16 protein-coding genes are annotated in these 12,868 nt (G+C 37.1%); all 16 read left to right on the top strand.

Annotation, left to right across the window (positions count from 1 at the left end):
- The first annotated feature begins 227 nt into the window (after positions 1-227).
- A complete protein-coding gene (locus tag D1Z92_RS12730) occupies positions 228-560 on the top strand; it encodes a histidine triad nucleotide-binding protein (protein WP_128896057.1) in 333 nt (110 codons plus the stop codon).
- A gap of 91 nt (positions 561-651) precedes the next feature.
- Positions 652-825, top strand: a complete 174-nt coding sequence (gene rpsU / locus D1Z92_RS12725; RefSeq protein WP_128896056.1) for a 30S ribosomal protein S21 — start codon at positions 652-654, stop codon at positions 823-825.
- An 11-nt stretch (positions 826-836) separates the two neighbouring features.
- Positions 837-1,286 carry a GatB/YqeY domain-containing protein gene (locus D1Z92_RS12720; RefSeq protein WP_128896055.1) on the top strand — a complete coding sequence of 150 codons (450 nt, stop codon included), beginning with the start codon at positions 837-839 and terminating at the stop codon, positions 1,284-1,286.
- 299 nt (positions 1,287-1,585) lie between these two features.
- Positions 1,586-2,935, top strand: a complete 1,350-nt coding sequence (locus D1Z92_RS12715; protein WP_128896054.1) for an NfeD family protein — start codon at positions 1,586-1,588, stop codon at positions 2,933-2,935.
- A gap of 17 nt (positions 2,936-2,952) precedes the next feature.
- Positions 2,953-3,948 carry a flotillin-like protein FloA gene (gene floA / locus D1Z92_RS12710; protein ID WP_128896053.1) on the top strand — a complete coding sequence of 332 codons (996 nt, stop codon included), beginning with the start codon at positions 2,953-2,955 and terminating at the stop codon, positions 3,946-3,948.
- Entirely contained in the window at positions 3,948-4,469 is a 522-nt protein-coding gene (locus tag D1Z92_RS12705) for a hypothetical protein (RefSeq protein ID WP_128896052.1), read from the top strand. The genes floA and D1Z92_RS12705 overlap by 1 nt, the downstream gene beginning before the upstream one ends.
- 210 nt (positions 4,470-4,679) lie before the next feature.
- On the top strand, positions 4,680-4,961 hold the full coding sequence (gene yqfC / locus D1Z92_RS12700) for a sporulation protein YqfC (protein WP_128896051.1): 282 nt from the start codon (positions 4,680-4,682) through the stop codon (positions 4,959-4,961).
- 15 nt (positions 4,962-4,976) lie between these two features.
- Entirely contained in the window at positions 4,977-6,179 is a 1,203-nt protein-coding gene (gene yqfD, locus D1Z92_RS12695) for a sporulation protein YqfD (protein WP_128896050.1), read from the top strand.
- A 6-nt stretch (positions 6,180-6,185) separates the two neighbouring features.
- A complete protein-coding gene (locus D1Z92_RS12690) occupies positions 6,186-7,157 on the top strand; it encodes a PhoH family protein (RefSeq protein WP_128896049.1) in 972 nt (323 codons plus the stop codon).
- 22 nt (positions 7,158-7,179) lie between these two features.
- Positions 7,180-9,426, top strand: a complete 2,247-nt coding sequence (locus D1Z92_RS12685) for an HD family phosphohydrolase (RefSeq protein WP_128896048.1) — start codon at positions 7,180-7,182, stop codon at positions 9,424-9,426.
- Positions 9,423-9,911, top strand: a complete 489-nt coding sequence (gene ybeY, locus D1Z92_RS12680; RefSeq protein WP_128896047.1) for an rRNA maturation RNase YbeY — start codon at positions 9,423-9,425, stop codon at positions 9,909-9,911. The genes D1Z92_RS12685 and ybeY overlap by 4 nt, the downstream gene beginning before the upstream one ends.
- Positions 9,912-9,915: 4 nt before the next feature.
- On the top strand, positions 9,916-10,395 hold the full coding sequence (locus D1Z92_RS12675) for a diacylglycerol kinase family protein (protein WP_128896046.1): 480 nt from the start codon (positions 9,916-9,918) through the stop codon (positions 10,393-10,395).
- Positions 10,396-10,449: 54 nt separating this feature from the next.
- A complete protein-coding gene (gene cdd, locus D1Z92_RS12670) occupies positions 10,450-10,851 on the top strand; it encodes a cytidine deaminase (RefSeq protein ID WP_206099757.1) in 402 nt (133 codons plus the stop codon).
- Between the two features lie 76 nt (positions 10,852-10,927).
- Positions 10,928-11,821: a GTPase Era gene (era, locus tag D1Z92_RS12665; protein ID WP_128896045.1), complete on the top strand. Its 894-nt coding sequence runs from the start codon at positions 10,928-10,930 to the stop codon at positions 11,819-11,821.
- 119 nt (positions 11,822-11,940) lie between these two features.
- On the top strand, positions 11,941-12,093 hold the full coding sequence (locus D1Z92_RS12660; protein ID WP_128896044.1) for a YqzL family protein: 153 nt from the start codon (positions 11,941-11,943) through the stop codon (positions 12,091-12,093).
- Positions 12,094-12,117: 24 nt separating this feature from the next.
- On the top strand, positions 12,118-12,861 hold the full coding sequence (recO, locus tag D1Z92_RS12655; protein ID WP_164931611.1) for a DNA repair protein RecO: 744 nt from the start codon (positions 12,118-12,120) through the stop codon (positions 12,859-12,861).
- Positions 12,862-12,868 lie beyond the last annotated feature (7 nt).

Below are 12,868 nucleotides of genomic sequence, written 5' to 3'. Positions count from 1 at the left end.
CTATTTGATTGTAACATAATTACACATAAAAAAAGGATGTAATTGTATTTAAAATACAAGGAATGAGTTGTACTCATTTACCTCATTTTACTGATAATAAATAAGTTATCTTTTTCATCGTTAGTATAATACCAAAAAAGTCAATTATAATGATATAATGTTAACATACTATCACATCACATAAAGTGGTATAGATATGGAATACATATAGATTGGGGGGATAACGGATGGATTGTATTTTTTGTGCTATTCGTGACGGTCAACTTCCTTCAGATAAAATTTATGAAGACGAGGACCTCATAGCTTTTCATGATAAATTTCCGAAAGCTCCAGTACATGCCTTAATTATACCTAAACAGCATATAGCTACTATGAATGATTTAACAGAGGAGCAATCGCCACTTATCGGTAAAATGATGCTGGCTGCTCAGAAAGTAGCCGAGAAATTGGGCGTGAAAGAAAGTGGATATAGGCTAATCAATAACTGTGGAAAAGATGGACGACAGGAAGTATTTCATATTCATTTTCATTTGTTAGGTGGAACCAAATTAAGCGTATAACTAGTTAGATAGTTGACACGTATACTGGGATTACATATAATGTTCTTGGAGTCTGTTTTTCGGACGGTCTGCTCGGAGGGAGGGAAAGCTGGTGTCTGAAACTAAAATTCGCAAGAACGAAACGATTGATACTGCATTGCGTCGTTTTAAAAAAACGATTGCCAAGGATGGTGTCTTGGCGGAAGTTAAAAAACGTAAACATTACGAAAAGCCAAGTGTGAAACGCAAGAAGAAGTCAGAGGCTGCACGCAAGAGAAAGTTCTAGGAGGATATTAGATGAGCTTGAATGAGCGTTTAACGCAGGACATGAAATTGGCGATGAAAAGTCAGGACAAGTTTACGTTATCTGTAATTCGCATGCTCCGTGCCGCTGTAAAGAATGTAGAAATCAATAATGGCCAAGGGTACGTGCTGACAGACGATGAAGTGCTTGATGTTTTAAATCGCGAATTAAAGCAAAGAAAAGAATCTCTCCAAGAATTTGAAAATGCTGGTAGAACTGACCTTGTAGAAAAAATAACAAAAGAGCTTGATATCATTACCCAGTACCTTCCTGCACAGTTGTCTGAAGAAGAGATTAAGGAAATTGTACAACAGACCATCCAAGGACTTGGTGTTTCTTCTAAGAAGGAAATGGGAAAAGTGATGAGCGCACTTATGCCTAAAGTCAAAGGACGCGCTGATGGAAAGTTAGTAAATCAATTAGTACAACAACATTTACAATAAATAAACAAGCACCCTGTCAAAAGGGTGCTTGTTGTGCATTTCATTTTTTTAAAATATGATAAACATTTAATCATTTCATTCATTTTATAGAAAAATGAAACCTTGTTTTACCTTATCCGTACATATACTTATGATGAAGAAATGTTATGGCGGTTTACGATGTGGTTGGTCGTAGAGTCATTATTCTTCTAATTTTCCCAATTTATGCATAGTGGTAATCGTTTACATTCATAATAATTTTATTCCATTTAAACCGCAAATTACTGTGCATAAAGTTTTGTAAATGAAAGGGTGAATACATGATGAGATTAATGAACAAGGGGAAATTTGCATTTGGAATGATGTTGTTATTACTACTAAGTACAATAATGATTATCCCCGCAACAAACGTGGAAGCTCAATCTGATGCTGTGTATGTCATTGCCATCGAAGGTACGGTGGACGGAGGCTTAGCAGAGTATGTCGATCGCGCCATCTCCAAAGCGGAGGAAAACGATGCAGAACATATCATACTTTCAGTAGATACGTTTGGTGGAAGCATTGAAAGTGCTTATGCTATTGGAGAACGAATTCGTTCCAGTACTGTACCAACGACGGCTTTTATAAAAAAAGCACTCTCTGCAGGAGCGTATATTTCGTTAAATGCGACAAACATTGTGATGGAACCGGGTTCTACAATAGGTTCAGCATCCATTGTTAATGGTTTGACGGGTGAAAGTATTGACGATCCTAAGACCGTATCTGCTTGGCTTAGTGCAATGACTTCAGCTGCAGAACTAAGAGGTAGAAATCCAGATTACGCAGCAGGTATGGTAGATAACGAGCTTGTTGTGGAGTCTCCAGAATTAAATAAAGTATACGGTCAAGGTATACTAGTGAACTTAACTGCTAATGAAGCTAACAAAGTAGGATATGCGGAAGCAGAGTTATCGACACTGGATGAAGTAATCGAATTTTTGCAGTTAGAAGCTGCAGAAGTCGTTGAAGTCGATAAAAGTGTAGCGGAGAAGTTAGCTGGATTATTGAGTGAGCCATTCGTCGTTACACTGCTGTTTATTATTGGCTTAGGCGGTATTGTGTTTGAATTACTTGCTCCGGGATTCGGTGTACCTGGTATTGTCGGCGTACTTGCATTTGGATTGTATTTTTTCGGCAATTACATTGCTGGATTTGCTGAAATCGAACACATTATTTTATTTGTTGCTGGTATTTTACTACTCTTAATTGAAATATTTGTTCCAAGTTTCGGCATACTAGGAGCTTCAGGTGTCATTTCCATTATTGTTGGCGTGATGCTTGCGGCACAAGATCCTCAAGTGGCATTTGTATCGTTAGCGATTGCTTTTGGAGTTTCTTTAATTGTTGCAGCTATAGTATTTAAGTATTTTAAACATCGAGGTATTTGGAATAAATTTATTTTACGCAACAAATTTACGAGTGAGGAAGGTTACAGATCTCAGCCTGTCATGACGAATCTCATTGGCTCAGAAGGTGTTGCTTTAACGACGCTACGACCTGCTGGTACAGCTAAAATTGAGGATCGTAGAATTGACGTCGTTACTAGAGGTGAATTTATTGCATCCAATACGCCTATTGTTGTTATTGAAGTAGAAGGCACTAGAGTAGTTGTAGAACAAAAAAATAATTAAATTTGGAGGTTTTATTTATGGATCCGTCAACGATTACAACGTTAATATTTATCGGACTTGGTGTTTTAGTTTTAAGTGTATTTTTTAGCTTCTTTCCATTCATGCTCTGGATTGCAGCATTAGCATCAGGAGTAAGAATTAGTATCATTCAATTAGTTGCAATGCGCTTTAGAAGGGTTATACCTAGCCGTATCGTTAATCCAATGATTAAAGCATCAAAAGCTGGACTAGGTTTAACAACAGATCAACTGGAAAGTCACTTTCTAGCTGGTGGTAATGTTGACCGTGTGGTTAATGCGTTAATTGCAGCACAGCGGGCAGACATTGAGTTGAGCTTCGAAAGAACAGCAGCCATCGATTTGGCTGGTCGTGATGTGTTAACAGCCGTACAAATGAGCGTTAACCCTAAGGTCATTGAAACACCAGTCGTTGCTGCAATGGCAAAAGACGGTATCGAAGTTAGAGTTAGAGCACGTGTAACGGTGAGAGCAAATATTGATCGCCTTGTCGGTGGTGCGGGTGAAGAAACCATTATCGCTCGTGTCGGTGAAGGTATCGTTACAACGGTAGGTTCTGCAGACGCACATAAAAAAGTGTTAGAAAATCCAGATGATATTTCTAAAACGGTATTAGGAAAAGGATTAGATGCAGGTACAGCATTCGAAATTCTTTCCATTGATATTGCGGACGTAGACGTAGGTAGAAATATCGGAGCTACATTACAAACGGATCAAGCGGAAGCAGATAAAAATATTGCACAAGCAAAAGCCGAAGAGCGTAGAGCGATGGCTGTAGCGAAAGAACAAGAGATGAGAGCGAAAGTCGAAGAGATGAGAGCGAAAGTTGTGGAAGCGGAATCTCAAGTTCCACTTGCAATGGCAGAAGCATTGCGCACTGGTAATATTGGTGTAATGGATTACATGAATTTGAAAAACATTGAATCGGATACAAAAATGCGCACGTCATTTGGAGAGGATGCAGTAGATAATAACAATTTAGACGGTGATCAGTAATGACGATAGAGATGGCAATTGAAATTTTGATTGAATTAGTCGGAGCATTGTTTAATTCTCCATTTCTGTTTGTGATTATCGCGGTCGTTATTTTCAATATGTTGAAGAGGAAAGTAGTACAATCACAACAACAGCCATCACGATCACAACAGGAAGCTCAACAGCGCAATGAACCTACACAGCATCAACCTTCTAGAGTTGAAGAGGTGTTAGAAGAGATTGAAGATGTGTTAGAAGATCTAAATCCTTTTGGTGAAAATAAAAGCACAACGGAAGAGGCTGAATTATCTAGAGCATATACAGAAAGAGTGGAATCTAGAGAAAATGCATACAAACCATTAACTAGTGTGCTGGGTGACAATACTTCTATGAGCGGACGTGGGCAAATTACAATGAACTCGAGAATACAAAAACCGGCAGTTCAAAGAAATGAAAATACGTTGTCACCTGCTGAGGGATTAAAATGGAAAGAGATTTATGGTCCTCCGTTAGCAAAAAGAAGATGGCAAGAAAGAAGATAAAATAATATAGCAGGTAGAAAACCTTCCTTGAATAATCAGGGAAGGTTTTTTTATTATACATATGTCTTTCGCCCCTCGCGTACCTTTTTATATAACTATTTTAATGTTTTAAATTTTTAAATTAACTTGCGAGCATCCACATAAATGTAATAACAAAAGCATATTTTTGTATAGGCGTATTTGTATGTATTTTAGTATAGGGGGCTCTATATGCGCCAATTCAATAAGAAATTTAAAAAAATGACAACTCGGCTGCTTGATTTACCGGAAGATGTAGTGTTTGACTTGCCAAGAATAACCATGATTGGAAACATGCAATGTTATATCGAGAATCACGAAGGTATTATTCAGTTTACTTCTAATAAATTACTGCTAAAAATTCCTAATGGAAGAATAGAAGTTACAGGAGAAGATTTAGTAATAAGAACGATTTTAAGCGAAGAAATGATGTTAGAGGGAACAATTGAAGGTTACCGTTATCTTGATAGCTAATGGGGGAGTAGCGCGATGATAAACAAAATATACAAAACGATAACAGGATATATAGAGGTCGAAATTAGCGGTAAATTATTGGACGTCCTCATTAACGAATGTGTGAGATCCAATATTTCCATTTGGAATATTAAGAAGATTGCTCCAGACAAAATGAGATGGCATATGACCCCATCTCAATACAAAAACATTCGCATGCTCTTAAAAAAGACAGGCTCTCGCTCACGTATTATCAAACGATCTGGACTCCCTTTTACTTTGCATAAATGGATGAGAAGAAAATTTTTAATGGTGGGAGTAGCCCTATTTGTTTTAGGTATATATATTAACTCTGCAATGATTTGGAATGTTGAGGTCAATGGGAATGAAAACATACATACAGATCAAATATTAGAAGCTGCTGATGAACTAGGTTTACACCGGTATCAGTTTAAATTTAGATTAGATGATGTGAATGAGATTGCTGCTCAGCTTATGCAAATGCTGCCAGATACCAGTTGGATCGGTGTAGAGATGAAAGGGACAAAGCTCAAAATAGAAGTAGTGGAGTCCATTTTGAAAGAACAAAAAGAACTGAAAAACCCCCGGCACTTTGTAGCGAAACATGATGCAGTTATTACAGAAATTTTTGCGGAAAGAGGATCGCCTAAAGTGAGACCTAATATGAGAGTGAAACAAGGGGATATACTTATTTCTGGTGTGCTGGGGGATGAGGAAAACAATAAAATTGTAGTTGCTGAAGGAAAAGTGAGAGGATTAGTATGGTACGAGTATGATATTGCCATTCCTCTTGAACAAAAAGTAAAAACATACACAGGAAACAGCGATAGTAATAAATACGTGAGGTTTGGAGATTGGACATTAAAAATATGGGGTTTTGGTGGAGATGAATTTAAAACATATGAAAGTGATTTGGAATATAGTACACTATCGTGGAGAAATTATTCGCTTCCATTTGGTATACTAAATGAAACGGTAAGAGAGAGTCAATCCACTAGTAATAAAATATCATTAGAGGAAGCGCGTGAACGTGGATTGCAAGAGGCAAAAGCGGAACTCATACAATATGCTGGTACAGATGCAGAAATTATTACACAAAACATTTTGCATCAAAAGCAGGACAATGTTAAAGTTTATATGAAAGTATTTTTTGAAGTCGAACAGGATATTGTTGTGGAACAAACGATCATTGAAACTACGCCAGAGCAAGGAGAATGAAATTATTTGAAGAATTCGCTACAAGAACAAGAGAAAATTAAAATAGAACTCACCAATGTAGAAGAAGGACTAGCGCTATTTGGTCCACAAGATAAGTTTATCAAACAAATAGAACAACATACACAAGTGTCCGTGCATACGCGTGAAGAGGAGCTTGTTATTGAAGGTAATGTGGAAGAGGCAAATCAGTTAAAGCAGTTATTTGATGTATTGCTGGAGTTAATTAGAAGAGGCATTACATTGAAAGAACGAGATATTGTGTATGCGCTTCAACTTTCGCAATCAGGCCAAGTAACACAACTGTTGGACTTATATGAACAAGAAATAATGAAAACATATAAAGGGAAAAAAATTATTGCAAAAACATTGGGACAAGGCCATTATGTGTCCACCATCTTAAAAAAAGATATCGTGTTTGGCATTGGTCCAGCGGGGACAGGGAAGACATATTTAGCGGTAGTTCTTGCTGTTCGTGCATTAAAAGAAGGCAGGGTAAAACGCATTATATTAACGAGACCTGCAGTAGAAGCAGGAGAAAGTTTAGGTTATTTACCAGGAGATTTACAAGAGAAAGTAGATCCTTATCTGCGCCCTCTTTATGATGCATTGCATGAAGTACTTGGTGTGGAACAAGTGAAGAAGGCCATGGAGCGTGGTATTATTGAGGTTGCACCACTTGCTTATATGAGGGGGAGAACATTAAACGATTCCTTCATCATCTTGGATGAAGCACAAAACACGACCCCAGAACAAATGAAAATGTTTTTAACTCGTCTAGGATTTGAATCAAAAATGGTCATTACAGGCGATATTACACAAATCGATCTACCAAGAAATCAGTTTTCAGGGCTAGTGGAAGCGGAAAAAGTGTTGAGGACGGTAGATGAGATTGGTTTTATTACTTTCACAGATCAAGATGTAGTGAGACATTCATTAGTACAACAAATTATACAAGCATACGATACGTTTGAAAGATGAGTAAAGAGAGGATTGACCTCATATGTTAAAACGTTTTTCATTACCAAAAATTTCTCAGTTTCAGGGCTGGAAGCAAAGCATATTACTTCGTATTGTTTTATTTTTCGTTATAGGATTAATGTTCTATTTCACTTTAGTTGGACATACCGTCCCTTCTACATATGAAATTGATCCGAATACGGTTAGCACTATGTCGATCAAATCTTCTACGGATTTAGAAGATGAGACGGCTACAGAAAGGGCGAGAGAAGCCGCTGCTGCAGCTGTGAAAGAGCAGTATACGACGTTATCGATTTCGGCTAATGATTTTATAGAAGAAATTTATGATCAATTAGAAAAAGTAAATACAGATGAAGCGTTTACGCGTGATGATAAACTGCTCATTTATCAAACGTTTTTTGATGAGCACTACGAGTCGGTGTATAAAAAGTCGATACGAAATAAAATTAGTGATAATGTTCAGTTAGATGAACAAGTTTCTGCTCAATTGACAGAAAGCAAGTATTTAATTACAGCGGACGTGTATTTTAAATTTCTTGGGTTAACAGCTGCGGAAATAAACGATATGGAATTAGTGACAAAAGATATTGTGTCGAAATTACTTGATGATCAAATAAGATTTGAAGATGTCGATTCTGCTAGAGAAGAAGTAGCTGAACTTGTCAACGCTTCAACGTTGTCTTTTGCAAGTCAACGAGAGCTGGTGCAAGAGATAGCAAGATTTGCTATTGTTCCTAATACGTTTTATGATGAACAGGCTTCTATAATCGCAGTGGAAGAAGCACAGAATAATGTGGAGCCAGTAATGATTAAAAAAGGTGACATTATCGTGAAAGAAGGACAAGTCATCACAGAGGAAATTTACAGACAACTTGCAGCGTTGGATCTTTTAAGCAGTGATAAAAACTATTGGTCTGAACTCGGTCTATTCATTGTTGTTGTGTTGTTTGTGCTTGCTTTTGTTTTCTTCATTAGACAAAGCGAACTTCCTATTCAATCCAACAATGCTCAACTTCTGATGCTCGTTCTTATTATCGCTATCAATCTAGTTATTATGAATATTGTAGTAATTGGACAATCTATTAATAACTATACGATAGGATTTATTGCACCTATCGCAGTGGGTAGTATGTTAACGACGATATTAATTCATCGATCTTTAGCTTATATTACTGCCATTTTATTCAGCATTACTGCTAGTATTATCTATAATGTGAATCCAGAAATATTGATTTTTGATTACCGATACGGATTTTTAGCTATGGTGGTTAGTGTGGTTTCTATCTTTTGTTTGCACAAAGCGATGCAACGTTCCGCAATACTAAAAGGTGGATTATGGATTGCTTTTTTCGGAGCAATGACGACAGCTTCTATGGTCATTATCGGTTCTGATTTTACAACAGAAGAGATTATACTTGCGGTGACATTTTCATTTGCATCTGGTATTATTACCGCTGTACTTGTGATTGGTTTGATTCCGTTTTTCGAGATATGTTTTGGTATCTTATCTACTTTACGATTAGTAGAATTGTCTAATCCGAATCATCCATTACTTAGAAAATTGCTCACCGAAGCACCTGGAACGTATCATCATAGTGTGATGGTAGCTAATTTGTCTGAAACGGCAGCGGAGGCAATAGGTGCGAACGGATTGTTATGTCGAGTAGGCTCATTTTATCATGATGTAGGTAAAACAAAACGTCCAAGCTATTTTATAGAAAATCAAGTGAATATTGAAAATCCCCATGACAAAATTGAACCAGCATTAAGTAAATCCATTATTGTATCTCATGCTAAAGATGGGGTGGAGATGCTAAAAGAGTACAAATTGCCAAAACCAATTTGTGATATTGCGGAGCAACATCATGGTACAACACTTTTAAAATATTTTTATCATAAAGCGATAAAAGAGCAGGAGAAACTACCTGAAAGTGAACGAATTGAAATTACAGAAGAAGAATATCGTTATCCAGGACCAAATGCACAAAGTAAGGAAGCAGCGATCATCGGTGTTGCAGATGCGGTGGAAGCAGCAGTTCGTTCCTTACGTAATCCATCTATGGAGCAAATAGATAAAATGGTCGACAGCATTATTCAATTACGCTTAGATGACCATCAATTTAACGAATGTGATATTACATTGAAAGAATTAGATCAGGTTGGGAAAACTTTAAAAGAAGCACTGTTAGGCATATTCCATTCAAGAATCGAGTATCCTGAGTTGCCGAAAAAAGAAAAAATTCAACATAAGGGAGTTCAAGTTCAATGACGGTCCAATTAGAATGGAACAATAGTCAAGAAGCTATAACCATTGATGAGAAACTAATAGAAATGTGCAAAACGTTGCTGCACATTGCTGCAAGTGAAGAAAGCATCAACGATGGAGAAGTGGCACTTAGTTTTGTTGATGACGATACAATACATGAATTAAATAAACAGTATCGTAATATAGATCGCCCTACCGATGTGCTATCGTTTGCGATGGAGGAACAAGGTGAAGAGGATATAGAACTTATATTTGATGAAGATGATCAGCAGGAAGAGTCTACATTATTAGGAGATGTTATTATCTCTGTTCACACTGCAATAAGGCAAAGCGAAGAATATAATCATTCATTGCAAAGAGAAATCGGCTTTTTGTTTGTACATGGTTTTTTGCATCTGATCGGTTATGATCATGAGGATGAGCAAAGTGAAAAGTTGATGTTTGCAAAACAAGAGGCTGTGCTAACCAAGGCTGGTATCACTAGGTGAAATCATGAAAGCATTTTTGAAAAGTTTTTTTTATGCTTATGTGGGGCTGCTTGCTGCATTGAAGCATGAGCGCAACCTGCGCATCCACTATATCATCGCTTTAGTGATGTTATGGGTATGTTGGTGGATTGGTGTATCTACCACACAGTTGATGGTGGTGGTCATCATCATTAATGTGGTGATATCATTTGAATTAATCAATACTGCGTTGGAAGCTGCCGTTGATTTAGTAACAAAGGAATATCGTGCTTTAGCTAAAATAGCAAAAGATACAGCTGCAGCTGCAGTCCTTTTTAGCGCAATCATTGCGATAGGTATTGGCATTCTAGTTTTGTATGAACCTCTTAATCAATATTGGCTATATAAACATCGAAACGAAGTACCGTTAACGGAACAACTCGTCATTTTAGGAATGATCTCTTTTCTTGTTTTTACTTTTAGCCATGCCATGTGGAGTAAATTTAAACAAAATAAACAAAAATAATGATACATCTTTAATGGGTTAAATAGAAAATGACATAATAAGGAGACTACATAAATGAGTATAAAAAAAGAAGAGCTCATGCAGCAAGCATTAACTGCAAGGGAAAGAGCGTATGCTCCATATTCAGAGTTTAAAGTAGGTTGTGCATTACTCACCAAAGATGGAAAAGTGTATTTAGGATGCAATGTGGAGAATGGCGCTTATGGGCCTACGAACTGTGCGGAAAGAACAGCATTATTTAGTGCTATCGCAGATGGATATACCGTTGGTTCTTTTGAGGCCATTGCCGTCGTTGGTGCAACAGAAAATCCGATTACACCATGTGGAGTATGCCGACAAGTGTTAGTGGAGTTATGTGATAAAGACATGCCGGTCTATATGGGTAACCTGAATGGAGACACCAATCAAATGACAGTATCACAATTGTTGCCAGGTGCATTTACGCTCGAAGATTAATGATAAAAAAACAACTTAAGAATAAAGGTGAGAGCTTGAAAAATAATTGTTTCAAGCTATATTTAGGAGGAAAATAATGACTGATTTTAAATCAGGTTTTGTTACATTAGTTGGAAGACCGAATGTAGGGAAGTCTACATTAATGAATCAAATCATAGGTCAAAAAATTGCGATTATGTCAGACAAACCACAAACGACAAGAAATAAAATACACGGAGTATATACGACAGACGATACACAGATTGTATTTTTAGATACACCGGGTATACATAAGCCGAAATCTAAACTAGGTCAATTTATGATGGAATCTGCTCGCAGTGCCTTTAATGAAGTAGATACCATTTTGTTCGTCATCGATGTGACAGAGCAGTTTGGAAAAGGTGATCAATTTATTATAGAGCAGCTTAAATCAGTGAAAACACCAGTATTTCTTATCCTGAATAAAATAGATCAAGTACACCCAGAGCAACTACTGCCTATTATTTCAACTTATAGTGAGCAATATGACTTTGCTGAGGTTGTACCTATTTCCGCCCTGCGTGGGAACAATGTACAGGAATTGCTGAACACAATCGAAAAATATTTAGAAGAAGGCCCTCAGTACTATCCAGATGATCAAATCACAGATCATCCTGAACAGTTCGTATGTGCGGAGCTTATTCGAGAAAAAATATTAAACTTCACTCGTGATGAAGTACCTCATTCGACTGCGGTGTATATCGAGGACATGACTGCAGATAAAAAAGGTATCGTACACTTGTCTGCTGTCATTCTTGTGGAACGGGATTCACAGAAAGGTATCATTATAGGGAAAAAGGGTGCTTTGTTAAAAAAGATCGGAGAACTAGCTAGAAAAGATATGGAACATTTGTTAGGTTCTAAAATATTTTTGCAACTGTGGGTGAAGACGAAAAAAGACTGGAGAAACCAAAATAGAGTGCTGCATGATTTAGGTTTCAATATGGAATGATGACTTTACGTATGCTTTTCTGTTCCAATGTTTACATAGCATAGATTTTGCTTCTTTTACCAAGCCTAAGTAATGCACGACATAAGTGAACTTCACTACAGCGAAAGGGGATATGTTCAATGAGTGATTTCTGGTGGAACGTATTTTTAATGACTGGAGATGTCGATGCCTACGTGCTATCAAAACAGAGTGATATTGGACATAGAGAAAGAGAAGAGGATACGATAAGTGAGGAGTACGAGGAAGCATCAGATCTAATTCAATATCATTGATTTTAAAGTTGGGGATTGAGGATTGTGATACACAACGTTGAGGGGATAGTAATTAGAACAACCGATTACGGAGAAGGTAATAAAATTATTACCATTTTAAGTGAGCAAGGGGAAAAAGTAAGCTTGATGGCGCGAGGTGCGAGGAAATCAAGAAGCCGATTATCCTCTGTGACCCAACTATTTACGGAAGCGACATTTACTTTTTATAGATCAAGTGGTATGGGAACATTAAAGCATGGTGAAGCGATACAGCATCATCATGCTCTTCGTGCTGATTTATATGCTTCAGCCTACAGCTCTTATATCGTCGAATTGTTAGATCGATTAATGAATGACGAAGAGGCAAGTGCCTATCTGTATCAACAATTACAATTAGCACTGCAAGCTATTGAGCAGGATAAAGATCCTGTCGTTATCACCCAAATTGTAGAATTGAAAATGCTCAAATTTGCAGGGTATGATCCCGTCCTTCATCATTGCGCTAGATGTGGTGAACAAAAGCCACTAATAAGTTTTAGTCCCTCAGCGGGTGGTGGCTTGTGTAGTTCATGTAGTAGTCAAGATACATATACCATCAAAGTCACAGAAAGAACATTGAAAATGATTTACTGGTTACAGCATATTGATTTAGGGCAAATCAATAATATCAATGTATCTCAACAAATGAAAGATGAAGTGAGTTTATGCATTCGTCATTTTTATGATATGTACATCCCTATAAAATGGAAAGCAAGAAATTTCATAGATCAGTTGAATAAATGGTTGTAAAACGTTG

Origin of the sequence: Longirhabdus pacifica, from assembly GCF_004115085.1 — a bacterium.
In the GTDB taxonomy this organism is placed as follows: Bacteria; Bacillota; Bacilli; order Paenibacillales; family DSM-105158; genus Longirhabdus; species Longirhabdus pacifica.
This window is presented reverse-complemented; position numbering and strand designations above follow the sequence as displayed.

Coding starts and splice junctions, on each gene's coding strand:
- D1Z92_RS12730 (WP_128896057.1), top strand. CDS start 228: ATGGATTGTATTTTTTGTGCTATTCGTGACGGTCAACTTCCTTCAGAT.
- D1Z92_RS12720 (WP_128896055.1), top strand. CDS start 837: ATGAGCTTGAATGAGCGTTTAACGCAGGACATGAAATTGGCGATGAAA.
- D1Z92_RS12715 (WP_128896054.1), top strand. CDS start 1,586: ATGATGAGATTAATGAACAAGGGGAAATTTGCATTTGGAATGATGTTG.
- floA (WP_128896053.1), top strand. CDS start 2,953: ATGGATCCGTCAACGATTACAACGTTAATATTTATCGGACTTGGTGTT.
- D1Z92_RS12705 (WP_128896052.1), top strand. CDS start 3,948: ATGACGATAGAGATGGCAATTGAAATTTTGATTGAATTAGTCGGAGCA.
- yqfC (WP_128896051.1), top strand. CDS start 4,680: ATGCGCCAATTCAATAAGAAATTTAAAAAAATGACAACTCGGCTGCTT.
- yqfD (WP_128896050.1), top strand. CDS start 4,977: ATGATAAACAAAATATACAAAACGATAACAGGATATATAGAGGTCGAA.
- D1Z92_RS12685 (WP_128896048.1), top strand. CDS start 7,180: ATGTTAAAACGTTTTTCATTACCAAAAATTTCTCAGTTTCAGGGCTGG.
- ybeY (WP_128896047.1), top strand. CDS start 9,423: ATGACGGTCCAATTAGAATGGAACAATAGTCAAGAAGCTATAACCATT.
- D1Z92_RS12675 (WP_128896046.1), top strand. CDS start 9,916: ATGAAAGCATTTTTGAAAAGTTTTTTTTATGCTTATGTGGGGCTGCTT.
- cdd (WP_206099757.1), top strand. CDS start 10,450: ATGAGTATAAAAAAAGAAGAGCTCATGCAGCAAGCATTAACTGCAAGG.
- era (WP_128896045.1), top strand. CDS start 10,928: ATGACTGATTTTAAATCAGGTTTTGTTACATTAGTTGGAAGACCGAAT.
- D1Z92_RS12660 (WP_128896044.1), top strand. CDS start 11,941: ATGAGTGATTTCTGGTGGAACGTATTTTTAATGACTGGAGATGTCGAT.